19 protein-coding genes are annotated in these 23,563 nt (G+C 74.3%); 10 read left to right on the top strand and 9 right to left on the bottom strand.

Annotated features, from left to right (window positions below):
- Positions 1 to 14 precede the first annotated feature (14 nt).
- Positions 15 to 1,061, top strand: a complete 1,047-nt coding sequence (locus tag ACFYNO_RS00655; protein ID WP_388002876.1) for an LLM class F420-dependent oxidoreductase — start codon at positions 15 to 17, stop codon at positions 1,059 to 1,061.
- Positions 1,062 to 1,077: 16 nt separating this feature from the next.
- Here ACFYNO_RS00655 and ACFYNO_RS00650 read toward each other — a convergent pair whose 3' ends face one another.
- A complete protein-coding gene (locus ACFYNO_RS00650; RefSeq protein WP_388002873.1) occupies positions 1,078 to 1,878 on the bottom strand; it encodes a CorA family divalent cation transporter in 801 nt (266 codons plus the stop codon).
- Between the two features lie 90 nt (positions 1,879 to 1,968).
- Between ACFYNO_RS00650 and ACFYNO_RS00645 the strand changes: the two genes are divergently transcribed.
- The 4 genes from ACFYNO_RS00645 (at position 1,969) to mshC (ending at position 5,505) form a co-directional block, all read left to right on the top strand.
- A complete protein-coding gene (locus ACFYNO_RS00645) occupies positions 1,969 to 2,673 on the top strand; it encodes a histidine phosphatase family protein (RefSeq protein WP_388002870.1) in 705 nt (234 codons plus the stop codon).
- 71 nt (positions 2,674 to 2,744) lie between these two features.
- Positions 2,745 to 3,311 carry a DUF3090 domain-containing protein gene (locus tag ACFYNO_RS00640; protein ID WP_388002867.1) on the top strand — a complete coding sequence of 189 codons (567 nt, stop codon included), beginning with the start codon at positions 2,745 to 2,747 and terminating at the stop codon, positions 3,309 to 3,311.
- A 41-nt stretch (positions 3,312 to 3,352) separates the two neighbouring features.
- The gene (locus ACFYNO_RS00635) at positions 3,353 to 4,183 is read left to right on the top strand and encodes an SCO1664 family protein (RefSeq protein ID WP_388004281.1); all 831 of its coding nucleotides are present in this window, start codon (positions 3,353 to 3,355) and stop codon (positions 4,181 to 4,183) included.
- A 92-nt stretch (positions 4,184 to 4,275) separates the two neighbouring features.
- On the top strand, positions 4,276 to 5,505 hold the full coding sequence (mshC, locus tag ACFYNO_RS00630) for a cysteine--1-D-myo-inosityl 2-amino-2-deoxy-alpha-D-glucopyranoside ligase (protein ID WP_388002864.1): 1,230 nt from the start codon (positions 4,276 to 4,278) through the stop codon (positions 5,503 to 5,505).
- A 20-nt stretch (positions 5,506 to 5,525) separates the two neighbouring features.
- On the opposite strand, the gene ACFYNO_RS00625 is transcribed toward mshC, so the two are convergent.
- From ACFYNO_RS00625 to ACFYNO_RS00615, 3 genes are all read right to left on the bottom strand, one after another.
- Positions 5,526 to 6,386, bottom strand: coding sequence for a slipin family protein (locus ACFYNO_RS00625; protein WP_388002861.1), 861 nt, complete (start codon positions 6,384 to 6,386; stop codon positions 5,526 to 5,528).
- A gap of 259 nt (positions 6,387 to 6,645) precedes the next feature.
- The gene (locus ACFYNO_RS00620; RefSeq protein WP_388002858.1) at positions 6,646 to 7,725 is read right to left on the bottom strand and encodes a PAC2 family protein; all 1,080 of its coding nucleotides are present in this window, start codon (positions 7,723 to 7,725) and stop codon (positions 6,646 to 6,648) included.
- An 88-nt stretch (positions 7,726 to 7,813) separates the two neighbouring features.
- Positions 7,814 to 8,626, bottom strand: coding sequence for an SGNH/GDSL hydrolase family protein (locus ACFYNO_RS00615; protein ID WP_388002855.1), 813 nt, complete (start codon positions 8,624 to 8,626; stop codon positions 7,814 to 7,816).
- 76 nt (positions 8,627 to 8,702) lie between these two features.
- On the opposite strand from ACFYNO_RS00615, the gene ACFYNO_RS00610 reads away from it, so the two are divergent.
- Entirely contained in the window at positions 8,703 to 9,713 is a 1,011-nt protein-coding gene (locus tag ACFYNO_RS00610; protein ID WP_388002852.1) for a LacI family DNA-binding transcriptional regulator, read from the top strand.
- A 40-nt stretch (positions 9,714 to 9,753) separates the two neighbouring features.
- On the opposite strand, the gene ACFYNO_RS00605 is transcribed toward ACFYNO_RS00610, so the two are convergent.
- Positions 9,754 to 10,893, bottom strand: a complete 1,140-nt coding sequence (locus ACFYNO_RS00605; protein WP_388002849.1) for a LacI family DNA-binding transcriptional regulator — start codon at positions 10,891 to 10,893, stop codon at positions 9,754 to 9,756.
- A gap of 103 nt (positions 10,894 to 10,996) precedes the next feature.
- Here ACFYNO_RS00605 and ACFYNO_RS00600 point away from each other — a divergent pair, with 103 nt between their 5' ends.
- Positions 10,997 to 14,257 (top strand): discoidin domain-containing protein, encoded by a 3,261-nt coding sequence (locus tag ACFYNO_RS00600; RefSeq protein ID WP_388002846.1) that lies wholly within the window; start codon positions 10,997 to 10,999, stop codon positions 14,255 to 14,257.
- 66 nt (positions 14,258 to 14,323) lie between these two features.
- On the opposite strand, the gene ACFYNO_RS00595 is transcribed toward ACFYNO_RS00600, so the two are convergent.
- On the bottom strand, positions 14,324 to 15,106 hold the full coding sequence (locus tag ACFYNO_RS00595; RefSeq protein WP_388002844.1) for a GNAT family N-acetyltransferase: 783 nt from the start codon (positions 15,104 to 15,106) through the stop codon (positions 14,324 to 14,326).
- A gap of 41 nt (positions 15,107 to 15,147) precedes the next feature.
- A complete protein-coding gene (locus ACFYNO_RS00590) occupies positions 15,148 to 15,864 on the bottom strand; it encodes an HAD family hydrolase (protein WP_388002842.1) in 717 nt (238 codons plus the stop codon).
- A gap of 236 nt (positions 15,865 to 16,100) precedes the next feature.
- On the opposite strand from ACFYNO_RS00590, the gene ACFYNO_RS00585 reads away from it, so the two are divergent.
- Positions 16,101 to 17,246: a phosphoribosylaminoimidazolecarboxamide formyltransferase gene (locus ACFYNO_RS00585; protein WP_388002840.1), complete on the top strand. Its 1,146-nt coding sequence runs from the start codon at positions 16,101 to 16,103 to the stop codon at positions 17,244 to 17,246.
- Positions 17,247 to 17,278: 32 nt separating this feature from the next.
- Positions 17,279 to 17,899 carry a disulfide bond formation protein DsbA gene (locus tag ACFYNO_RS00580; RefSeq protein WP_388002837.1) on the top strand — a complete coding sequence of 207 codons (621 nt, stop codon included), beginning with the start codon at positions 17,279 to 17,281 and terminating at the stop codon, positions 17,897 to 17,899.
- A gap of 40 nt (positions 17,900 to 17,939) precedes the next feature.
- Here ACFYNO_RS00580 and ACFYNO_RS00575 read toward each other — a convergent pair whose 3' ends face one another.
- Positions 17,940 to 18,749, bottom strand: coding sequence for an alpha/beta hydrolase fold domain-containing protein (locus ACFYNO_RS00575; protein WP_388002834.1), 810 nt, complete (start codon positions 18,747 to 18,749; stop codon positions 17,940 to 17,942).
- Positions 18,750 to 18,772: 23 nt separating this feature from the next.
- On the bottom strand, positions 18,773 to 19,792 hold the full coding sequence (locus ACFYNO_RS00570; protein ID WP_388002831.1) for a hypothetical protein: 1,020 nt from the start codon (positions 19,790 to 19,792) through the stop codon (positions 18,773 to 18,775).
- Between the two features lie 195 nt (positions 19,793 to 19,987).
- Here ACFYNO_RS00570 and metH point away from each other — a divergent pair, with 195 nt between their 5' ends.
- Positions 19,988 to 23,491 (top strand): methionine synthase, encoded by a 3,504-nt coding sequence (metH, locus tag ACFYNO_RS00565; RefSeq protein WP_388002828.1) that lies wholly within the window; start codon positions 19,988 to 19,990, stop codon positions 23,489 to 23,491.
- The last annotated feature ends 72 nt before the right edge of the window (positions 23,492 to 23,563 follow it).

Below are 23,563 nucleotides of genomic sequence, written 5' to 3'. Positions count from 1 at the left end.
AAGGCACGCCCGCCATGCGACTCGGCATCAACCTCGGTTACTGGGGACTCGGCCTGGACGCCGACAACATCGCGGTGGCCCAGGAGGCCGACCGCCTCGGCTACTCGGTCTGCTGGGCCGCCGAGGCCTACGGCTCGGACGCGGCCACCGTGCTCTCCTACGTGGCCGCGAAGACCGAGCGCATCGACGTCGGCTCGGCGATCTTCCAGATCCCGGCCCGCACCCCGGCGATGACCGCGATGACCGCCGCCACCCTGGACGCCCTCTCCGGCGGCCGGTTCCGGCTCGGCCTCGGGGTGTCCGGCCCGCAGGTTTCCGAGGGCTGGTACGGCGTGCGGTTCGACAAGCCGCTGGCCCGCACCCGGGAGTACGTGGAGATCATCCGCAAGGCGATGTCCCGGGAGCGGCTGGTCCACCAGGGTGCCAACTGGACGCTGCCGCTGCCCGGCGGCCCGGGCAAGCCGCTGAAGCTGACGGTGCACCCGGTGCGCGAGCGGATCCCGCTCTACATCGCCGCGATCGGCCCGAAGAACCTGGAGCAGACCGGCGAGCTGGCCGACGGCTGGCTGGGCATCTTCTTCTCGCCCGAGCACGCCGGGCTGTCGCTGGACCCGCTGCGGGCCGGCCGCGCCAAGGCCGGGCTGACGCTGGACGGCTTCGACCTCTGCCCGACCGTCAACATCGCGGTCGGCGAGGACATCCCGGCGCTGGCCGACTCGCTGCGCGACTACGTGGCGCTCTACCTGGGCGGCATGGGCAGCAAGGAGAAGAACTTCTACAACCAGCTGGCCCGGCGGATGGGCTACGAGCAGCAGGCCGAGGAGATCCAGCAGCGCTACCTGGCCGGCGACAAGCCGGGCGCGGCCGCCGCCGTGCCGCAGGAGCTGATCGACGCGGTCTCGCTGCTCGGCGGCACCGAGCGGATCGCCGACCGGATGCGCGCCTACGCCGACGCGGGGGTGACCACGCTGACCCTGGCCCCGTCCGGCTGGACCCTGGAGGAGCGGATCACCGCGCTGCGCACCGGCGTGGCGGCCCTGGAACACGCCGGCCTGGCCTGAGTCGGCGTGGCCTGAGCTACAGCCACTCCCACCGCTTGAACAGCCGGTGCAGCACCCCGCAGGCCAGCGCGGTCGCACCGGCGCCGAGCGGGTATCCGTAGGGCACCGCCGCGTCCCGGTCCACCAGCGCGTACCCGGCCAGCAGCACCGGCGGCGCCGTCAGCGCCGCCCAGGCGGCCAGCCGGTGCACGCCGGGCCGGTCGGCCGCCCCGCGCACGGCGGCCCGCGGCGGCGCGGGCTCCGGCGCGCTCGCGGCGGTCAGCAGCTCGACGGGCTCGCGCAGGGCGGGCAGCAGCCCGGCGGAGAGCTCGCGCAGCGGCCCGAGCACCTGCCGGGCCGCCGTCCGCAGCACCCGGGAGCCGGGCTCGGCGGCCAGCGCGGCCAGGTACTCGTCCAGGGTGGCGGCGCAGACCGCGTGCAGCACCGCGGCCGGCCCGTGCGCCAGCAGCTGCGGCTGCTGCTCCAGCCGGTCCCGCAGCCCGCGCATCGGCCCGGGCGGCCCGTGGCGGACCGTCAGCACGAAGCCCTCGCCGACCAGCAGCACCAGCTGACCGGTGGTCACCCCGGCGCGGACGCCCTGAACCGTCGTCAGCACCACCAGCAGCGCCTCCGGCAGCCGGGTCACCCCCGGCTGGCGCGGGGCGCCCAGAGCCTGCGCGACCGTGCCGGCCGGCAGCCCGGCCACCGCTCCGACCTGCGCGAACTCGGCTCCGCCCGGATCCGCGAGGCCGATCCAGACGAAGCCGCCGTCGATGCCGGGGCCGCCGGTGGCGGCGATCCGACGGCCGTCCCGGTAGTGGGCGGAGTCCGTGATCACGGCTCCCATTGTGGCCCGCGGAGGGGCCCGGGGCCGGGAACGGCTCGCGGCCGCTGCCGGGCGCTCCCGACCACCCCTTAGGCTTGGGGCATGCCCACACTGCTGCTGGTACGCCATGGCCGGTCGACCGCGAACTCCGCCGGGATCCTCGCCGGTTGGACCCCGGGGGTGGAGCTGGACGAGACCGGCCACGGCCAGGCCGGGCAGCTGGTGGAGCGGCTGGCCGGCGTCCCGCTGGCCCAGGCCGTCAGCAGCCCGCTGGAGCGCTGCCGGCAGACCCTGGCCCCGCTGCTCGCCGCCCGGCCCGAGCTGGGCGAGCCGACCCTGGACGACCGCCTCGGCGAGTGCCACTACGGCGAGTGGACCGGCCGCCCGCTCGCGGAGCTGGCCAAGGAGCCGCTCTGGCGCACCGTGCAGGACCACGCCTCGGCGGCCGCCTTCCCGGGCGGCGAGTCGCTGCGCGCGCTGAGCCACCGCACGGTGGCGGCGGCCCGCGAGTGGGACGAGAAGGTCGCCGCCGAGCACGGCCCGGACGCGGTCTGGATCGCCTGCACCCACGGCGACGTGATCAAGGCGATCGTGGCCGACGCGCTCGGCCTGCACCTGGACCACTTCCAGCGGATCAACGTGGACCCCTGCACGGTGACCGCGATCCGCTACACCCCGCTGCGCCCGTTCCTGCTGCGGATGGGCGACACCGGCACGGTCACCGGCCTGGGCCCGCGCCCGGCCGGCCACCCGACCCCCGAGGGCGACGCGCCGGTGGGCGGATCCACCGGCGCCGCGGCCGCCTAGCCGCACGCCGTAGGGTGGGAAGGCACCCGGAGCCCGTACCAGACCCCGTCCCAGACAACCGGAGCGAGAGAGTGCCCCGACAGGTCTTCTACTACGACCAGCCCGAGCGGTTCGTGGCCGGCACGGTCGGCCAGCCCGGCTCCCGGGCGTTCTTCCTGCAGGCCAGCGCGCGCGGCCGGATCACCAGCGTGCTGCTGGAGAAGACGCAGGTCGCGGCGCTGGCAGAGCGGGTGGACGAGGTGCTGGACGAGGCGCTGCGGCGCAGCGCCGGCCAGGCGCCGATCCCCGCGGTGGCGCCCACCGACCTGATCGACACCGCGCCGCTGGACCTGCCGCTGGAGCAGGAGTTCCGGGTCGGCACCATGGCGCTGGCCTGGGACTCGGACGACAGCTGCCTGGTGGTCGAGGCGCAGGCGCTGCTGGAGGACGCCGAGGAGGACGAGGAGGCCGAGCCGGTCTTCGACGAGGAGAACGGCCCCGACCTGCTGCGGGTGCGGCTGACCGGCGCGATGGCCCGGGTGTTCGCCAAGCGGGCGCTGGACCTGGTGGCGGCCGGCCGCCGGCCCTGCCCGTTCTGCAACCTCCCGCTCGACCCCGAGGGCCACCTGTGCCCGCGCCAGAACGGCTACAAGCGCTGAGCGCCGAGGAGGGGCCGCGGCCGGAGGAGGAGGCCGCGGAGATACCGGCGCCCGACCCGGCCGCCACCGCCGCGCTGGCCGCCGACCCGGCGGCCGCCCTGGAGCTGCTGCGCTCCGGCGCGCTCACCGTGCACGGCCAGCTGACCGACGCCTCCAACGCCGCCCTGCTCTGCTCGGTCGAGCTGGACGGCACCGAGGCGCTCTGCGTCTACAAGCCGGTGCGCGGCGAACGCCCGCTCTGGGACTTCCCCGACGGCACCCTGGCCGGCCGCGAGGTGGCCGCCTACGAGCTGTCCGCCGCCTCCGGCTGGGCGCTGATCCCGCCGACCGTGCTGCGCGAGGGCCCGTTCGGCCCGGGCATGGCGCAGGTCTGGGTGGAGCCGGACCAGGGGGCGGCGCCGATGCTGGCGCTGCAGGACCCGTCCGGCCCGGAGCCCGGCTGGCTGGCCGTGGTACAGGCGCAGGCCGAGGGCGGCCGCCCGGTGCTGCTGGTGCACGCGGACGACGAGCGGCTGCGCCGGATGGCCGTGCTGGACGCCGTGCTGAACAACGCCGACCGCAAGGGCGGCCACCTGCTGCCGGCCGCCGACGGCCGGATCTACGGCATCGACCACGGTGTGACCTTCAACTCCTCCGGCAAGCTGCGCACCCTGCTCTGGGGCTGGGCCGACCAGCCGCTGACCGGGGAGGCGGTGGCGGTGCTGGAGCGGTTGGCCGCGGAGCTGGACGGCGCGCTCGGGAAGCGGCTGGCGGAGCACTTGACGGCGGATGAGCTGACGGCCACTCGGGAGCGCACCGCGGCCCTGCTGCGGGCCGGTCGGCACCCGGTGCCTTCGGACGAATGGCCCTCGATCCCCTGGCCGCCGGTCTGATCCGGCTGCCAGCGGCGGATCGGCTCGTCTCTTTCAGCCGATTCCGCTGACTGGTTAGCCTTTCAAATGATCGCAAGGTTAGAGTCCTTTTCATGCATGCCTGGCCAGCTTCCGAGGTTCCCGCCCTACCAGGTCAGGGACTCCCTCTGCGTATCCACGACACCGCCACCGGCACCGTCCGGGAGGTGGTCCCCGAGGGTGACACCGCCCGCATCTACGTCTGCGGGATCACCCCCTACGACGCCACCCACCTGGGCCACGCCGCCACCTACAACACCTTCGACCTGGTCCAGCGGGTCTGGCTGGACCAGGGCCGGCAGGTGCACTACGTGCAGAACGTGACCGACGTCGACGACCCGCTGCTGGAGCGCGCCGTCGCCACCGGTCAGGACTGGACCAAGCTGGCCGAGCGCGAGACCGCGCTCTTCCGCGAGGACATGACCGCGCTGCGGATCCTGCCGCCGAAGCAGTACATCGGCGCCGTGGAGTCCATCCCGTGGATCGTCCCGCTGGTGCAGCGGCTGCTCGCCAGCGGCGCCGCCTACGAGCTGGACGGCGACATCTACTTCTCGGTCGAGGCCGACCCGCACTTCGGCGAGGTCTCCGGACTGACCCGGGAGCAGATGGTGCCGGTCTTCGCCGAGCGCGGCGGCGACCCGGACCGCCCGGGCAAGCGCCACCCGCTGGACGCGCTGCTCTGGCTCTCCGCCCGCCCGGGCGAGCCCGCCTGGGACACCGAGCTCGGCCACGGCCGGCCCGGCTGGCACATCGAGTGCGTGGCGATCGCCCTGCAGTACCTGGAGATGGGCTTCGACATCCAGGGCGGCGGCACCGACCTGGCCTTCCCGCACCACGAGATGGGCGCCGCGCACGCCCAGGCCGCCACCGGCGGGCACCCGTTCGCCCGGGCCTACGTGCACGCCGGGATGGTCGCGCTGGACGGCCACAAGATGTCCAAGTCGCGCGGCAACCTGGTCTTCGTCTCGGCGCTGCGCCGCGAGGGCGTCGACCCGGCGGCGATCCGCCTGGCGCTGCTCTCCCGGCACTACCGCAGTGAGTGGGAGTGGACCAAGGACGTCCTGGACGAGGCGCTGGAGCGGCTGGCCCGCTGGCGCAGCGCGGTCTCCCGGCCGGACGGACCGGCGGCCGAGCAGCTGCTCGCCGAGGTGCGGGCCGCGCTGGCCGAGGACCTGGACGCGCCGGCCGCGCTGGCCGCCGTGGACCGCTGGGCGGCGCTGCAGGAGGCCGGGGGCGGCACCGACACGGGGGCGCCGGGCCTCGTCTCGCGCACCGTGGACGCGCTGCTGGGCGTCGCGCTCTGAACCGTTGACCCGCTGATCCGCTAGTCGGCAGGCCGTTGATCCGCTCCCGGGTCGGCGGCCTGCCGCTTCTCCGTCTCCAGGGCGCTCTCCACCGCCTCCACGGTGCTCTCGTGGGCCTCGGTGGCGCTCTCCAGGAAGCGCAGCAGCTCCACCGGGAACGGCAGCACCAGGGTGGAGTTCTTCTCCGCCGCCACCTCCACCACGGTCTGCAGCAGCCGCAGCTGCAGCGCCGCCGGGGTGGCGCTCATGATCTGGGCCGCCTCGGAGAGCTGCTTGCTGGCCTGGTACTCGCCGTCGGCGGTGATGATCCTGGCCCGCCGCTCCCGGTCCGCCTCGGCCTGCCGGGCCATCGAGCGCTTCATCGACTCGGGCAGCGCCACGTCCTTGATCTCCACCCGGTCGATCTGGATGCCCCAGCCGAGCGCCGGGCTGTCCAGCATCAGCTCCAGGCCCTGGTTGATCGGCTCCCGGTTGGCCAGCAGGTCGTCCAGCTCGCTCTTGCCGATGATCGAGCGCAGCGAGGTCTGCGCCACCTGGGAGATGGCGAACTGGTAGTCCTGCACGGTGACGGTGGCCCGGACCGGGTCGACCACCTTGAAGTAGACCACCGCGTCCACCCGGACCGTCACGTTGTCCTTGGTGATGCCCTCCTGGGCGGGCACCGGGAGGGTGACGATCTGCACGTTCACCCGGCGCAGCCGGTCGACGGCCGGGACCAGCACCACCACGCCGGGGGAGCGGATCTGCTCGCGGACCCGGCCGAACCGGAACACCACCCCGCGCTGCCACTGCTGCACCACGCGTATGCTCAGCGCCGCCCAGGCGCCCCCGAGCGCGGCCATACCGGCCAGCGCCCCCAGCACCGCTACCAGGACCTCCATGGCGTCACCTCGGCCACACCCGACGGCCGGAATCTCACGGTCGGACCTCCACGGTACTGCGCGGGGGGCCGGCGGCGGCAGGGCGGAGCGGAGGGTTCCGGTTGTGTGGCGAATCTGAGGACTGGTCTAGACCCTTGACAGGACACGGTCCGGACCGATGCACTGGTCCCGGCCGATGACCGGCGGCTGCCCGACGCCGGTCATCGGCTCGAGACCGCAGTGCTCCTGACGGCGGCTCAGCCCCGCCGCCGACGGCCGGTCAGCCGCGCTGGCTGCCGTCCCGGCCGTCCGCGCCCTCGGCACCCTCGGTGCCCTGGTCCTCCTCGGCCCCGTCGCCCGGGGCCTCCTGGCCGCCGGATTCCCGCGCCTCCCCGCCCTCCGCACCCTCGGAGGGCTCCTCCTCGGCCTCGGCCTCGGCCGGGCCGCCGGCCTCGGCGGAGCGGTCCAGCAGCGCCCGGCCGCCGGGTGCCTTCTCGCCCTTCTCGCCGCCCGGGCCCTGGTTCTCCCGGCGCCGCAGGTAGCGCTCGAACTCCCGGGCGATCGCCTCGCCGCTGGCCTCCGGCAGCTCGGTGGTGTCCTGCGCCTCCTCCAGCTGCTGGACGTACTCCGCCACCTCGCTGTCCTCGGCGGCCAGCTGGTCCACGCCCAGCTGCCAGGCCCGGGCGTCCTCGGGCAGGTCGCCCGGCGGGATGCGCAGGTCCAGCAGGTCCTCCAGCTTGTTCAGCAGCGCCAGGGTCGCCTTGGGGTTCGGCGGCTGGGCGACGTAGTGCGGCACGGCGGCCCAGAGCGTCACGGCCGGGACGCCCGCGTGCGCGAAGGCCTCCTGCAGCACGCCGACGATCCCGGTGGGGCCCTCGTAGCGGCTCTCCTCCAGGTCCAGCCGGCGGGCCAGGGCGGCGTCCGAGGTGACCCCGCTGACCGGCACCGGGCGGGTGTGCGGGGTGTCGCCGAGCAGCGCGCCCAGGATCACCACCAGCTCCACGCCCAGCTCGTGCGCGAGGCCCAGCAGCTCGTTGCAGAACGACCGCCAGCGCATGCTCGGCTCGATGCCGCGCACCAGCACCAGGTCGCGGGTGGTCGGCTCGGTCACCCGCACCACCGACAGCCGGGTGGTGGGCCAGGTGATCCGGCGCACCCCGCCGTCCAGCCAGACCGTCGGGCGGTTGACCTGGAAGTCGTAGTAGTCCTCCGCGTCCAGCGCGGTGAACACCTTCCCGCCCCAGGTCTCGTCCAGATGGCCGACCGCCGTGGAGGCGGCGTCGCCCGCGTCGTTCCAGCCCTCGAAGGCACAGACCATGACCGGGTCGATCAACTCGGGAACATCTTCCAGCTCGATCACCCAGCGTCTCCCTCCGCACGTGGAACGCCCCGTTCCACGGACCCTACCTGCCCAGCCTACGGGCTTTGATGCCCCGCGTACGCAGGGATCAGGAGAGTGCGTCGGAGACCACCGGGAGGTAGCCGTGCGACTGGCCCTCGGCCGTGGGGTGGAAGGACTCCCAGAGGGTGCCGAGCACGATGCCGTTGATCCACTCGCCCGCCTGACCGGCGCAGACGCCGTGGCCGGCGAAGGCCGGGCGGGGGTCGGCGAACCGGGCGCCGTGGGCGGCGGCCTGGCGGCGGATCAGCTCGTCCAGCCGGTCGGTCAGCTCGTTGAACCGGGCCCGGCGCTGCTCGGTGCCGGTCCAGCAGAGCAGCGAGCCGGTGGTCTGCAGCAGGTCCGGGTAGCCGGTGACCACCACCCGGGCGCCCGGCGCGGCGGCGCTGACGGCGGTGAGCAGGCGGTCGTAGCTGCCGGGGAGCTGGTGGTCCAGCAGGTCGGCGCTGTGCGCCAGCGCCTGGTCGCAGCGGGCGTCGGTGGTGAGCGGCTGCAGGCAGGCCAGCACCGCGTCGGTGAAGCCCAGGTCGTTGCCGCCGATGGTCAGGGTCACCCGGCCGGTGCCGCGGGGCAGCCGGGGCAGCTGGCCGTTGAGCACGTCGGCGGTGGTGGCGCCGGAGCAGGCCAGATCGGTCAGCGCGGTGCCGGGGCGGGCGGCGGCCCAGAGCGCCGGGTAGGCGTTGGCGCTGCGGTGGCAGTCGCCGGAGGCCGGGTCGTAGGCGCCGGCGCCGACACCCGAGGCGTAGGAGTCGCCGAGCGCGGTGTAGCCGCCGCCCGGCTCGGCGGCCCGCGCCGGTCCGGTGCCGAGCAGCAGGACGGCGGCGGTGACGGCGCAGGCGCAGGTGCGGCGCAGGAGGCTCATGGCAACGCATGGTAGCCAGTCGACTGCGCAAGGTGGGCGACCGCCGCTTCGGCGGACACTCTCTAGGATGACGGCCATGACGCGACGACTCGCCGAGGTGGCCAGGAAGGTCGGGGTCAGCGAGGCCACCGTGAGCCGGGTGCTCAACGACAAGCCGGGGGTCTCCGAGTCGACCCGGATCGCGGTGCTGACCGCGCTGGACGTGCTGGGCTACGAGCGGCCGACCCAGCTGCGCGGCGAACGCGCGCGGCTGGTCGGGCTGGTGCTGCCGGAGCTGCAGAACCCGATCTTCCCGGCCTTCGCCGAGGCGGTCGGCGGAGCGCTGGCCGGGCAGGGGTTCACCCCGGTGCTCTGCACCCAGACCGCGGGCGGGGTGAGCGAGCCGGACTACGTGGAGCTGCTGCTGGAGCAGCAGGTCTCCGGGGTGATCTTCTTCGGCGGCTGGTACGCCCAGGCCGACGCCCCGCACGGGCACTACGGGCGGCTGGCCGAGCGCAACCTGCCGACCGTGCTGCTGAACGCGGCCGTCGACCACCTCGACTTCCCGCGGGTGTCCTGCGACGACGCGGTGGCGGTGGAGCAGGCGATGGGCCACCTGCACCAGCTGGGCCACCGGCGGATCGGCCTGGTGCTGGGCCCGCCCGACCACGTGCCCTCGCAGCGCAAGCTGGCGGCCGGCCGGGCGGCGGCCGAGCGGGCCGGGCTGGAGCTGGGCGAGGAGCTGGTGGAGCGGGCGCTGTTCTCGCTGGAGGGCGGGCAGGCGGCCACCACCCGGCTGCTGCGGCAGGGCGTCACGGCGGTGGTCTGCGCCTCCGACCCGCTGGCGCTGGGCGCGGTGCGGGCGGTGCGGCGGGCCGGGCGCTCGGTGCCGGCCGACGTCTCGGTGGTCGGCTACGACGACTCCTCGTTCATGACCTGCACCGACCCGCCGCTGACCACGGTGCGCCAGCCGATCGAGGCGATGGGCCGGGCCGCCGTGGAACTGCTCACCGGCGCCATCGGCGGCGCCCGGGTGACCCATGACGAACTGCTCTTCGAGCCGGAGCTGGTGGTCCGCGGCTCGACCGCGCCCGCACCGCGGAGCTGACCGGCGGTCAGGGACGGCTCCGCGCAGGAAGTCGACGGGCTCAGTCCCTGGGTGCCGGCCCGGTGGTGCCCCGGACCACCAGCTCCGGCTCGAAGAGCAGCTCCTGGTGGCTGACCGGGCTGCCCGCCAGGGCGGCCGCCAGCAGCTCCACCACGGTGCGGCCCATCGCCTCGATCGGCTGCCGGATGGTGGTCAGCGGCGGCCCGGCGCAATTCATGAACGGCGCGTCGTCGTAGCCGATCACCGACACCTGCCCGGGCACCCGCAGTCCGGCGCGGCGGGCCGCCCGCACCGCGCCCAGCGCCAGCGGATCGGAGGCGCAGACGATCCCGGTGGCGCCGCGGGCGATCAGCCGACGGGCCGCGGCCTGCCCGCCCTCCGGCGAGAAGAGCGCGTGCTCCACCAGCTCGGCCGGGAGCGGCAGCCCGGCCGCCGCCAGCACCTGCCGGGCGGCGGCAAGCTTGCGCCGGGACGGCACGTGGTCCGGCGGCCCGAGGGCCAGCCCGATCCGCCGGTGGCCCAGTGAGAGCAGGTGGCCCAGGCACTGCCGGACCGCCATCCGGTCGTCGCAACTCACCTGCGGCAGGCCGAGGTCGGGCACCGCGGCGTTGATCAGCACGGTGGGCAGGCCGCGCCGGACCAGCCGGTGGTAGTGCTCGTGCGAGGAGTGGGCCTGGGCGTACTGGCCGCCGACGAAGACCGCCCCGCAGGCCCGGTGCTGAAGCAGCAGGTCCACGTACTCGGCCTCACTGGCCCCGCCCGCGGTCTGGATGCAGAGCACCGGCGTGAACCCCTGCCCGGCCAGCGCCCCGCCGACCGCCTCGGCGAAGGCCGGGAAGATCGGGTTCTGCAGCTCCGGCAGCACCAGCCCGACCAGCCGCGAGCGCTCCTCGCGCAGCCGCTCCGGGCGCTGGTGGCCGAGCCGGTCCAGCGCGGCCAGCACGGCGGCGCGGGTGCGCTCGGCCACCCCGGGGCGGCCGTTGAGCACCCGGCTGACGGTGGCCTCGCTGACCCCGACCGCCGCGGCCACCTCCGCGAGTCGTCGTGTCATGGCCGGAAGCATAGGGCAGGGCCCGCAAAAGGCACGCACCTGATTGCAAGCAGTGCGCAGTGCTTGCAGTAAATCCGACAGGTTCGTGAGTAAGTTCAACAGCTCAGGATCAGGATATTGCGGCCTCATATCGCAGCCGTTACGGTTCCCACGCGCCGCCGCCCCACGGAGCCCCGCTCCACCCGTGCGCCACGCCGCGAATCCCCCACCCCTGTTCGCGAAGGAGCCAGCCTTGCCTTCCCCTTCCCAACTGCTCAGGCGAGCCGTCGCGCTCGCCGGGAGCGCCGCCCTGCTCGGCGGCGGAGTGCTCGCCGTCGCGGCACCGCCCGCGCTGGCCGCCACGGCCACCGGCGGCTCCGGCGCCGCGCTGCCGTACGTCGAGGTGCAGGCGGAGAACTCCGCCACCAACGGCACCGTGATCGGCCCGAGTTACGCCCAGGGCCAGCTCGCCGACGAGGCCTCCGGCCGCAAGGCCGTGACCCTGCAGGGCAGCGGACAGTACGTCACCTTCACCACCCCGGTGGCGACCAACTCGATCGACTTCCGCTACAGCATCCCGGACACCGCGAACGGCTCGGTCTACACCGCCCCGCTCTCGCTCTACGTCAACGGCGCCAAGCAGAGCGACTTCCCGCTCACCAACGCCTACAGCTGGTACTACGGCAGCTACCCGTTCACCAACACCCCGGGCAGCAACCCGCACCACTTCTACGACGAGGCCCACCGGCTGTTCGGCACCACCTACCCGGCCGGCACCACCTTCACCCTGAAGGTCGACCCGGGAGACACCGCCTCCTCCTACACCGTCGACTTCGCCGACTTCGAGCAGGTCGGCGCGGCCGCCGCCCAGCCCGCGGGCTCGGTCTCGGTCACCGGTCAGGGCGCCGACCCCACCGGCGCGGCCGACTCCACCGCCGCCTTCAACGCCGCGATCAGCGCGGCCGGCCCCGGCGGCACGGTCTGGCTGCCGCCGGGCAGCTACAAGGTGCCCGGCCACATCGCGGTCAACAACGTGACCATCGCGGGCGCCGGCATGTGGTACTCCACCGTCACCGGCGCGGCCCCCGGCTTCTACGGCAACTCCGCCCCCAACGCCAGCAGCAACGTCCACCTGCACGACTTCGCCATCTCCGGCGACGTCCAGGAGCGCAACGACGGCGCCCAGGTGAACGGCATCGGCGGCGCGCTCAGCAGCTCCACGGTCGGCAACCTGTGGATCGAGCACCTGAAGGTCGGCGCCTGGATGGACGGCCCGATGGACTCGCTCACCTTCTCCGGGATGCGGATCCGGGACACCACCGCCGACGGCATCAACTTCCACGGCGGGGTCACCAACTCCACCGTCACCAACAGCGACCTGCGCAACACCGGCGACGACGGCATCGCCACCTGGGCCGACTCCGCGATCGGCGCGGACGCCAACGACAAGATCACCAACAACACCGTGCAGCTGCAGATCCTGGCCAACGGCATCGCCGTCTACGGCGGCCACGACAACACGGTCAGCGGCAACCTGGTGGTGGACACCGGTCTCGCCCAGGGCGGCGGCATCCACGTCGGCCAGCGCTTCACCTCCACCCCGGTCGGCACCACCACGATCAGCAACAACACCCTGATCCGGGACGGCAGCCTCGACCCGAACTGGCAGTTCGGTGTCGGCGCGCTCTGGTTCGACGGCAGCCAGGGCGCCATCACCGGCCCGGTCAACGTCTCCAACGCGCTGATCGAGCAGAGCCCGTACGAGGCCGTGCAGTGGGTCGAGGGCACCATCAGCGGGGTCAGCCTCAACAACGTCACCATCAACGGCACCGGCACCTTCGCGCTCCAGGAGCAGACCGGCGGCGCCGCGAGCTTCAGCAACGTCACCGCGACCGGCGTCGGTGCCGGCAGCCCGGTCTACAACTGCGAGGGCGGCAACTTCACCGTCACCGACGGCGGCGGCAACTCCGGCATCTCCGGCACCCCGCTCTGCGGCCCGTGGCCGACCCCGGTCTTCCCGCCCTACCCGGCCACCGGAGTCACCGCCGCCCCGAGCGCGCTGAGCTTCGGCCCGGTCGCCACCGGCGGCAGCAGCGCCGCGCAGACCGTCACGGTCAGCAACCCGACCGGCAGCGCCGCCGCCGTCTCCGCGATCGGCACCAGCGGCGACTTCGCGCAGACCAACACCTGCGGCTCCTCGATCGCGGCCAACGGCTCCTGCACCGTCAGCGTCACCTTCGCGCCCACCGCGACCGGCGCCCGCAGCGGCAGCCTGACCGTCACCGCCGGCGGCACCACCAGCACCGTCGCGCTCTCCGGCACCGGCACCGCGCCCGGCCCGGTGCTCGGCGCCAACCCGGGCAGCCTCGCCTTCCCGGCCGCCGCGGTCGGCGCCACCAGCGCCGCCCGGACCGTCACCCTGACCAACTCCGGCACCAGCGCGGCCACCGTCTCCGGCATCACCACCACCGGTGACTTCGCCCAGACCAACACCTGCGCCACCGTGGCCGTCGGCGCCTCCTGCACGGTCAGCGTCACCTTCACCCCGACCGCGGGCGGCGCCCGCACCGGCAGCCTGAGCATCGCCAGCAACGCCAACAACGCCCCGACCACCGTGGCCCTGACCGGCAGCGGCATCGACGGCAACACCGACCTGGCGGCCGGCGCCCCCGCCACCGCCAGCTCCAGCAACGGCAGCTACACGCCCGCCAACCTGACCGACCCCGACCCGTCGACCTACTGGGAGAGTGCCAACGGCGGCTTCCCGCAGTGGGCGCAGGTGGACCTCGGCCAGTCCTTCCCGATCGGCCGGGCGGTGCTGAAGCTGCCGCCGTCCACCGCCTGGAGCGCCCGCACCGAGACCCTGTCGCTGCAGGGCTCGACCGACGGCTCCGCCTTCACCACCCTGGCCGGCCCGGCCGGCTACACCTTCGACCCGAACGCCGACGGCAACACCGTCACCATCCCGGTCCCGGCCGGCAGCAGCGCCCGCTACCTGCGGGTCGTGGTGACCGGCAACACCGGCTGGGCGGCCGCGCAGCTCTCCGACTTCGAGGCCTTCACGGGCGCCGCCACCGGCGGGGGTACCGGCGGCGGTAACACCGACCTGGCGCTGGGCAAGGCGGCCACCGCCTCGGGCCAGACCCAGAACTACGCCCCCGGCAACGCCACCGACGGCAACCAGACCAGCTACTGGGAGAGCACCGACAACGCCCTGCCGCAGTGGCTGCAGGTGGACCTCGGCTCCGCGCAGACCGCCGACAAGGTGGTGCTCCAGCTGCCCGCCTCCTGGGGCGCCCGCAGCCAGACCCTGTCGGTGCAGGGCTCGACCGACGGCTCCACCTTCTCCACGCTGGTCGGCTCGGCCTCCTACACCTTCGACCCGAGCGCCAACGGCAACACGGTGACCATCACCTTCCCGGCCACCAGCAAGCGCTACTTCCGCCTCGACATCACCGCCAACACCGGCTGGCCGGCCGGCCAGATCTCCGAGTTCCAGGTCTGGAACAGCTGACCCCGCGCACCGTCAGGGCCGCCACCCGCAGCAGCGGGTGGCGGCCCGTCAGGCGTTCCGGGCCCGTCAGGCCCCGGGCGACCAGGTGAACGGCGTGGTGGTGGTCAGCGCCGTGAAGCCCAGCCGCTCCAGGATCGGCCGGCTGGTGGGGAGCGCGTCCACCTGGAGGTAGCGGTAGCCGCGGGCCACCGCCGCCCGGGCCCGCTCGGCCACCAACGCCCGGTAGAGCCCCTTGCCGCGCCACTCGGGCAGCGTGCCGCCGCCCCACAGCCCGGCGAAGGAGACCCCGGGCAGGGTCTCCATCCGGGCCCCGCCGACCGCCCGGCCACCGGCCATCGCCAGCACCACGGTCAGCGTCCCGGGCGACTCCGCGAGCTGGGCCAGCAGCTGCGCCTCGAAGCGGTCGGCGTGCTCGCCGAAGGCCGCCCGGTGCACCTCGGAGAGCTGCCGGACGCCCTCCTCGTCGGTCGCGGTGCGCAGCCGCACCCCGTCCGGCAGCGCCACCTCGGCGGTTTGCCCGGCGGCCTCGGCCACCATCAGGGTCTCCGAGGGCTCGGCCGTGAAGCCCGCCGCCAGCAGCCGCTCGGGCAGGTCGGCCGGGCGGTCGTGGCTGTAGTGCTTCCACTCGAACTCCCGCCCCTGGGCGGCGAACCAGCGCACCTGCTCGGCGATGGCGGCGTCCGCCCCGGCCTCGTCCAGGCCGGACCAGAGCACCGCCGACCAGCCCAGCTCACCGCCGTCCTGCCGCACCACCGAGCCGGTGCGCTCGACCACGGCCCCCGGCCCGTCCGACTCCGCCTCCCGGCGCAGCTCCTGGTCGTACCGGGCGAGTACCGCTTCGTTGTCCATCCGCCCAGCCCACCACCGGTGCCCGGTCCGGGCAAGCGGATTTACGGCCGCTGCCCGGTGACCGCCGCCAGCACCGCGGCGGTGTCCGCCAGGTCCGGCAGCACCACGTCCGCCCCCGCCGCGGCCAGCTCCGGCGCCGGGACGGCGCCGGTGGCCACCGCGACCGCGCGGGCGCCGACCGCCCGGGCCGTCAGCACGTCGCGCACGGTGTCGCCGACCACCACCGTCTCGGCGCCGGCGAACCGCCGCCCGAGCACCCGCTCGGCCCGGTCGAAGGCGTGCGCCGGCAGGTCGGTGCGCTCGTAGGCGTCCTCGCCGTAGGCGCCGAACCGCAGGTCCAGGTGCTCGGTCAGGCCGAAGGCGCTCAGCTTCAGCACCGCCAGCGCCTGCAGGTTGCCGGTCAGCACCGACTGCCGCACCCCGCCGACCCCGGCCAGCGTCCGCAGCGCCTCCCGGGCCCCCGGCAGCGCCCGGCCCTCGTCGGCCAGGTCGTCCGCGCGCTCCCGCATCTCCGCCACCAGCAGGTCCATGAAGGTGGCGAGCAGGCCGGCCCCCGGATCCAGGTCGTGCGCCCGCAGCACCTCGGTCATCGCGGCCGTCTCGGTCCGCCCGTCGAAGCTCCAGGCCTTGGTCAGCGGCAGGCCGGTGGCCCGTTGGAAGGCGGCCGCGTAGGCCCGGCGGGCCACCGTGCCGCCGTCGATCAAGGTGTGGTCGATGTCCCAGAGCACCAGCAGCGGTGCGGACGGCTCGCCGTTCATGTCCCCTCCGGTCGGCTCCGGCCGCAGCGGATCGCGGCCCCCCGCCCCCGATCATCCCGCACCGGCCGGGCGACGGCGGCAACTGCCGCGCTGCGTATACTCCGGACCGGCCGCGACTGGCGAGGGTGGGGCACCACCGGGGAGCGGCCGCCGACCGACCCCGATGTGCGCGTCGACCGCCTGGGCGCCCCGTCAGCTCACCAACGCACCGTCAGCTGACGCCACAGGAGCCCCGCATGCGCTTGCGCTACGGCATGAACCCGCACCAGCAGGCCGCCCCCGCCGAACCCGTGCAGCCCGGCCGGTGGCCGCTGCGGGTGGTCAACGGCGAGCCCTCGCTGATCAACCTCCTCGACGCCCTCAACGCCTGGCAGCTCGTCAGGGAGGCGCACCGGGCCACCGGCCGGGTGGCCGCCGCCTCCTTCAAGCACGTCTCTCCGGCCGGCGCCGCGCTGGCCGGCCCGGTGGACCCGGCCGTCACCGAGCCCTACGGCATCGACCCGGCAAGCCTGGACGAGACCGCCGCCGCCTACCTGCGGGCCCGCGACGCCGACCCCAAGTCCTCCTACGGCGACCTGGTGGCGCTCTCCCACCCGGTCTCGCCGCGCCTGGCCGAACTGCTGGGCGGCCTGGTCAGCGACGGCATCGTGGCGCCCGGCTACGAGCCCGGCGCGGTGGCCCGGCTGAGCCGCAAGAAGGGCGGCCGGTTCCTGGTGCTGGAGGCCGACCCGGCCGTCGAGCCGCCCGTCGAGGAGACCCGCGAGCTGCTGGGCCTGCGGCTCACCCAGCAGCGCGACACCACCGAGCTCACCCCCGCGCTGCTGGGCGGCGCGCTGCCGCCCGCCGCCGAGGCGGACGCGCTGCTCGGCCTGGCCGTGCTCCGGTACACCCAGTCGAACTCGGTCTGCTACCTGCACGACGGGGTGGCCGTCGGGATCGGCGCCGGCCAGCAGTCCCGGGTGGACTGCACCCGGCTGGCCGGGGCCAAGACCGACAGCTGGTGGCTGCGCCGCCACCCGGCAGTGCGGGCGCTCGCCTTCCGCGAGGAGGTGCGCCGCCAGGACCGGGTCAACTGGCGGATCCGCTACCTGGACGGCGACCTCACCGCCGACGAGCAGCAGCGGTTCGCCGCCGCGCTCACCGCCGCCGCCGACCCGCTGGGCCCGGCCGACCGGGCCGCCTGGCTGGCCCGGCTCTCCGGGGTCACCTTCGTCTCGGACGGCGCGCTGCCGTTCCGCGACAACGTGGACCACGCGCACCGGCACGGCGCGGCCGCCATCGTCGAGCCCGGCGGCTCGGTCCGCTCGGCGGAGGTCGCCGCGGCCTGCGCGGAACTGGGCATCACCCTGGTCCGCACCGGCCTGCGGCTCTTCCACCACTGACCACGGCTCCCGGCCGGGATTAGGGTGGCCCCATGACCAATGACCAGAGCACGCCCACCCGGGTCGACTTCTACTTCGACCCGATCTGCCCGTTCGCCTGGATCACCTCCCGCTGGATCCTGGAGGTCGAGCAGCACCGCGAACTGGACCTGCACTTCCGGGTGATGAGCCTGTCGGTGCTGAACACCGGCCGTGACCTGCCGCAGCAGTACCGGGACCTGATGGACGTCGGCTGGGGCCCGGTCCGGGTCTGCATCGCCGCCGCCGAGAAGCACGGCCCCGAGGTGCTGCGCGACCTCTACACCGCGCTCGGCACCCGGATCCACAACCAGGGCAACAAGGACTTCGACGCGGTGATCGCCGAGGCGCTGGCCGAGCTCGGCCTGCCCGCCGAGCTCGCCGAGGCCGCGAAGAGCACCGAGTACGACGAGGCGCTGAAGCGCAGCCACCACGAGGGCATGGACCCGGTCGGCGAGGACGTCGGCACCCCGACCCTGCACATCGACGGGGTGGCCTTCTTCGGCCCCGTGCTGACCGCGATCCCGCGCGGCGAGGACGCCGTCAAGGTCTTCGACGGCGCCCGGCTGCTGGCCGGCTACCCGAAGTTCTTCGAGCTGAAGCGCACCCGCACCGGCGACCTCGACTTCAGCTGACCCACCACGGTCTGACGCCGCACCGGCAGCCGATGCGGCGTCAGACCAGCTCGCGGGCGAGGAACGCCACCGCGCGGTCCACCAGCTCCGGCACCCGCGGCTCGGCGCCGGCCCAGATGTGTTCGGCGCCGGGCACCAGCTCCAGCTCGGTGCGCCCGCCCGCCGCCAGCAGCGCCTCGTGCAGCCGCTCGCTGTGCTCGGGCGGGGCGACGGTGTCGGCCGCGCCGTGCTGCAGCAGCACCGCGGGCGGCTCGGCCGGCACCTGGGCCACCGCGCTGGCCCGGGCGGCGAGCCCGGGCAGCTCGGACGGGACGCCGCCGAGCAGCCGGCCCTCGGAGGAGTCCGCGTCGTGCGGGTGGCGGGCCAGCATGTCCGTCACCGGATACCAGAGCGCGGCGGCCCGCACCCCGGGGTCGGCGAAGGCGGCCAGCGCGGCCAGTGCGCCGCCGGCCGACTCGCCCCAGGTGCCGATCCGCCCGGCGTCCAGCCCGAGCTGCCCGGCGTTGCGGCGCAGGAAGGCCAGCGCCGCCGCGATGTCGTCCAGCTGGGCCGGGAACCGCGCCTCGCCGGAGAGCCGGTAGTCGATGGTGGCCACCGCCAGCCCGGCGCGGGTCAGCGCCCGCCAGAGCAGCCCCGGCGGCACCGTCCGCGGCGGGTAGCGCCGGTCGCCGGACTGGAAGCCGCCGCCGTGCAGCCAGACCACCAGCGGCACCGGCGCGGGGCCGCCCGGGTGGTGCAGGTCGAGCAGCAGCGGGCGGAAGCCCAGCGGCTCCGCGTAGGTCAGCCCGTGGTGCGTGCGGAAGCCGTCCGGGTCCCGGCGCGGCTCCACCGCGGAGAGGTCGTCGCTCATCCCGCCACCCTACGGACGGTCCGTCAGCTCGCCAACAGGCACCAGTCGCGCCGGTAGGCGGCCCAGTCCCGGTCCGTGGCGGAGAAGTCGGCGTAGAGCGCCACGCCGATGTTCTGCCGGTCCGGCGCCCGGTCGGACAGGCCCTTGCGCACCCCGGCCACCGCCGCCGGCACGGTCTCGGCCGAGCCGCGGTGCCCCCACTCGTCGGCCCAGTAGGCGGGCAGGCCCATCAGCAGGTCCACCGACTCCGGCACCGCCTGCAGCGCCAGCCCGGTCTGCTGGGCGACGTAGCCGCGGTAGAGCGAGGGCAGCGGCATGCCGGTGTCGTAGGACATCACGGCGATCTGGTCGACCCGCCGGGCCACCTCGCCGAAGTACTGCTGCGACCACCACTTGGGGTGGCCGGTGAGCGCGGCCACCGAGTGCGGCGCCGGATGGGGGTACCACCGCCCGAAGGGCGGGGGAGGGTCGATCTGCGGGGCGGCCGCCGAGAGCGGCGCCGAGCGGGCCGAGGTGACGGCGCGGGTGGCGTCCAGCAGCTGGAGGAACCCGGCCGAGCCGGAGTGCACCGGCTCCAGGTCGTAGTGCACCCCGTCGAAGCCGGCGTCCAGCACCTGCCGGGCCGAATCCACGATCCGGCCGCGCACCACCGGGTCGTCCAGGTGCAGCCCCTCCGGGCTCTCCGGCGCCACCAGGTCGCCCAGCCAGGCCTGCACCCGCACCCCGGGCAGCTCCCGGTGCACGGCCGCGACCAGCTGGGCGGCGGCGGGGTAGCGGTCGGCCCGCAGCGAGCCGTCGTGCTCCAGCGGGCCGGCGTGCACGTAGAGGTCGCGGACGCCGCCGCGGACCAGCTGCGGGAGACCGGCCAGGTCCGCCGGGCCCTTGCGGCCGTCCACCCAGGCGTGGCCGAGCCAGACCGCGTCCCGCCCGCGGCTGCGCGCCCGGGCGTCCGGATCCCCGGCCCCCGCCCACCAGAGGGCGAGCGCGGCCACCCCGAACGGCAGCACCAGCAGCGTGGCCAGCAGGGCGGAAACCAGCGCCAAGCGGCGGCGCCGCCTCCGTATCCACGAGCCGAACCGGCGGAAAGCCTGCGAAACAGTCAAAACGGCCCCTCCCTCGAAGAGCCCACCATACGGAATGCCGTGCATGGCGGGGCCCTCGGGCGGATACGCTGACGACGTGCATCCCCGTCAGGGGGAGCGCATAGCCGACAGCCGTCGCACCCAGGGAGCAGCCCCATGGCCACCAGTGTCCCCACATCCGCCCAGCAGTCCCGTGCGAACGAGCTGCGCGAAGCCCTCGCCACCCGGGTGGTGGTCGCCGACGGGGCGATGGGCACCATGCTGCAGGCGCAGAACCCGACGCTGGCGGACTTCCAGGACCTGGAGGGCTGCAACGAGGTCCTCAACGTGACCCGCCCCGACATCGTGCGCGGCGTGCACCGGGAGTACTTCGCGGTCGGCGTCGACTGCGTGGAGACCAACACCTTCGGCACCAACCTGAGCGCGCTCGGCGAGTACGACATCCCGGAGCGGATCTTCGAGCTCTCCGAGGCCGGCGCCCGGATCGCCCGCGAGGTGGCCGACGAGTTCGCCGCCGACGGCCGGACCCGCTGGGTGCTCGGCTCGATCGGCCCCGGCACCAAGCTGCCCACGCTCGGCCACGTCACCTTCGAGGCGGTCCGCGAGGGCTTCCGGCAGAACGCGGCCGGCCTGATCGCCGGCGGCGTCGACGCGCTGCTGATCGAGACCAGCCAGGACCTGCTGCAGACCAAGGCCGCCGTGCTCGGCTGCCAGGACGCGCTGACCGAGGCCGGGCTCGACCTGGTGGTCGTGGTGCACGTGACGGTGGAGACCACCGGCACCATGCTGCTCGGCTCGGAGATCGGCGCCGCGCTCACCGCGCTGGAGCCGCTGGGCATCGACTACATCGGCCTGAACTGCGCCACCGGGCCCGAGGAGTACAGCGAGCACCTGCGCTACCTGGCGAAGAACGCCCGGATCGGCCTGTCCTGCATGCCGAACGCCGGCCTGCCGGTGCTCACCAAGGACGGCGCCTACTACCCGCTGGCCCCCGAGGAGCTGGCCGACGCGCACGACACCTTCGTCCGCGAGTACGGCCTCTCGCTGGTCGGCGGCTGCTGCGGCACCACCCCCGAGCACCTGCGCCAGGTGGTCGAGCGGCTGCAGGGCCGCCCGGTGGCCGCCCGCGACCCCCGCCCGGAGCCCGCCGCCGCCTCGCTCTACCAGCCGGTCCCGTTCCGCCAGGACACCTCCTACCTGGCGATCGGCGAGCGGACCAACGCCAACGGCTCCAAGAAGTTCCGCGAGTCGATGCTGGCCGGCGACTGGCAGGCCTGCGTGGAGATCGCCCGGGACCAGATCCGGGACGGCTCGCACCTGCTCGACCTGTGCGTGGACTACGTCGGCCGGGACGGCGTGGCCGACATGAAGGAGATCGCCGGCCGGCTGGCCACCGCCTCCACCCTGCCGATCGTGCTGGACTCCACCGAGCCGCAGGTGCTGCGGGCCGGCCTGGAGATGCTGGGCGGGCGCGCGGTGCTCAACTCGGTCAACTACGAGGACGGCGACGGCCCGGAGACCCGGTTCGGCCGGATCGCCGCGCTGGCCCGCGAGCACGGCGCCGCGCTGATCGCGCTGACCATCGACGAGCAGGGCCAGGCCCGCACCGCCGAGACCAAGGTGGCGATCGCCGAGCGGCTGATCGAGCAGCTGGGCCGGGAGTACGGCATCGCCGAGTCCTCCATCCTGGTTGACTGCCTGGCCTTCACCCTGGCCACCGGGCAGGAGGAGTCCCGCAAGGACGGCCTGGAGACCATCGAGGCGATCCGCGAGCTGAAGCGCCGCCACCCGGACGTGCAGACCACGCTCGGCCTCTCCAACATCTCCTTCGGCCTCTCCCCGGCCGCCCGCCAGGTGCTCAACTCGGTCTTCCTGCACGAGTGCGTGCAGGCCGGCCTGGACTCGGCGATCGTGCACGCCTCCAAGATCCTGCCGATCGCCCGGATCCCGGAGGAGCAGCGGGAGGCCGCGCTGGACCTGGTCTACGACCGGCGCCGGGAGGGCTACGACCCGCTGCAGCGCCTGCTGCAGCTCTTCGAGGGCGTCTCCACCGCCTCCACCGCCGCCTCCAAGGCCGAGGAGCTGGCCGCGCTCCCGCTGGAGGAGCGGCTGCAGCGCCGGATCATCGACGGCGAGCGCAAGGGCCTGGAGGCCGACCTGGACGAGGCCCTGACGGCCCGTCCGGCGCTGGAGATCGTCAACGAGGTGCTGCTCGAGGGCATGAAGGTGGTCGGCGAGCTGTTCGGCTCCGGCCAGATGCAGCTGCCCTTCGTGCTGCAGTCCGCCGAGGTGATGAAGACCGCGGTGGCCCACCTGGAGCCGCACATGGAGAAGTCCGAGGACGAGGGCAAGGGCACCATCGTGCTGGCCACCGTCAAGGGCGACGTCCACGACATCGGCAAGAACCTGGTCGACATCATCCTCTCCAACAACGGCTACACCGTGGTCAACCTGGGCATCAAGCAGCCGGTCTCGGCGATCCTGGACGCCGCCCAGGAGCACAACGCCGACGTGATCGGGATGTCCGGCCTGCTGGTCAAGTCCACCGTGATCATGAAGGAGAACCTGGAGGAGCTGAACCAGCGCAAGCTGGCCGGCCGGTTCCCGGTGATCCTCGGCGGCGCGGCGCTCACCCGGGCCTACGTGGAGCAGGACCTGCACGAGATCTACCAGGGCGAGGTGCGCTACGCCCGGGACGCCTTCGAGGGCCTGCGGCTGATGGACGCGCTGATCGGGATCAAGCGCGGGGTGCCCGGCGCCGCACTGCCCGAGCTGCGCCAGCGCCGGCACGCCCGGGTCGAGGTGGAGGAGCCGGAGGAGGTCAACCTCGGCCAGATCCGCTCCGACGTGGCGGTGGACAACCGGGTGCCGGCCCCGCCGTTCTGGGGCGACCGGATCATCCGCGGCGTCCCGTTCGCCGACTACGCCTCCTGGCTGGACGAGGACGCGCTCTTCAAGGGCCAGTGGGGCCTGAAGGCGGCGCGCACCGGCGGCCCCTCCTACGAGGAGCTGGTGGAGACCGAGGGCCGGCCGCGGCTGCGGATGTGGCTGGACCGGCTGCAGACCGAGGGCTGGCTGGAGCCGGCCGTGGTCTACGGCTACTTCCCGGCCGCCTCCAAGGGCGACGACCTGATCGTCTACCACGAGGACGGGGCCACCGAGCGGACCCGGTTCACCTTCCCGCGCCAGCGCCGCGGCCGCCGGCTCTGCCTGGCCGACTTCTTCCGCCCGGAGGAGTCCGGCGAGCGGGACGTGGTCGGCCTCCAGGTGGTGACCATGGGCAACCGGGTCTCCGAGGCCGCCAACGAGCTGTTCGCGGGCAACTCCTACCGCGACTACCTGGAGCTGCACGGCCTGTCGGTGCAGCTGGCCGAGGCGCTGGCCGAGTTCTGGCACGCCCGGGTCCGGTTCGAGCTGGGCTTCGGCGAGGAGGACCCGCAGGACGTCCGGGACATGTTCCAGCTGAAGTACCGCGGCGCCCGGTTCTCGCTCGGCTACGGCGCCTGCCCGGAGCTGGAGGACCGCGCCAAGATCGCCGAGCTGCTGCGCCCGGAGCGGATCGGCGTGGTGCTCTCCGAGGAGTTCCAGCTGCACCCGGAGCAGTCCACCGACGCGATCGTCATCCACCACCCCGAGGCGAAGTACTTCAACGCGCGGTAACCCCGCGATCACGAGCACTTCGCCGGGCCGCGCGTATGCTGGACGGCCCCCGTCTTCCCGGGCGGGGGCCGC

Source organism: Kitasatospora sp. NPDC006697 (assembly GCF_042869935.1).
In the GTDB taxonomy this organism is placed as follows: Bacteria; Actinomycetota; Actinomycetes; order Streptomycetales; family Streptomycetaceae; genus Kitasatospora.
This window is presented reverse-complemented; position numbering and strand designations above follow the sequence as displayed.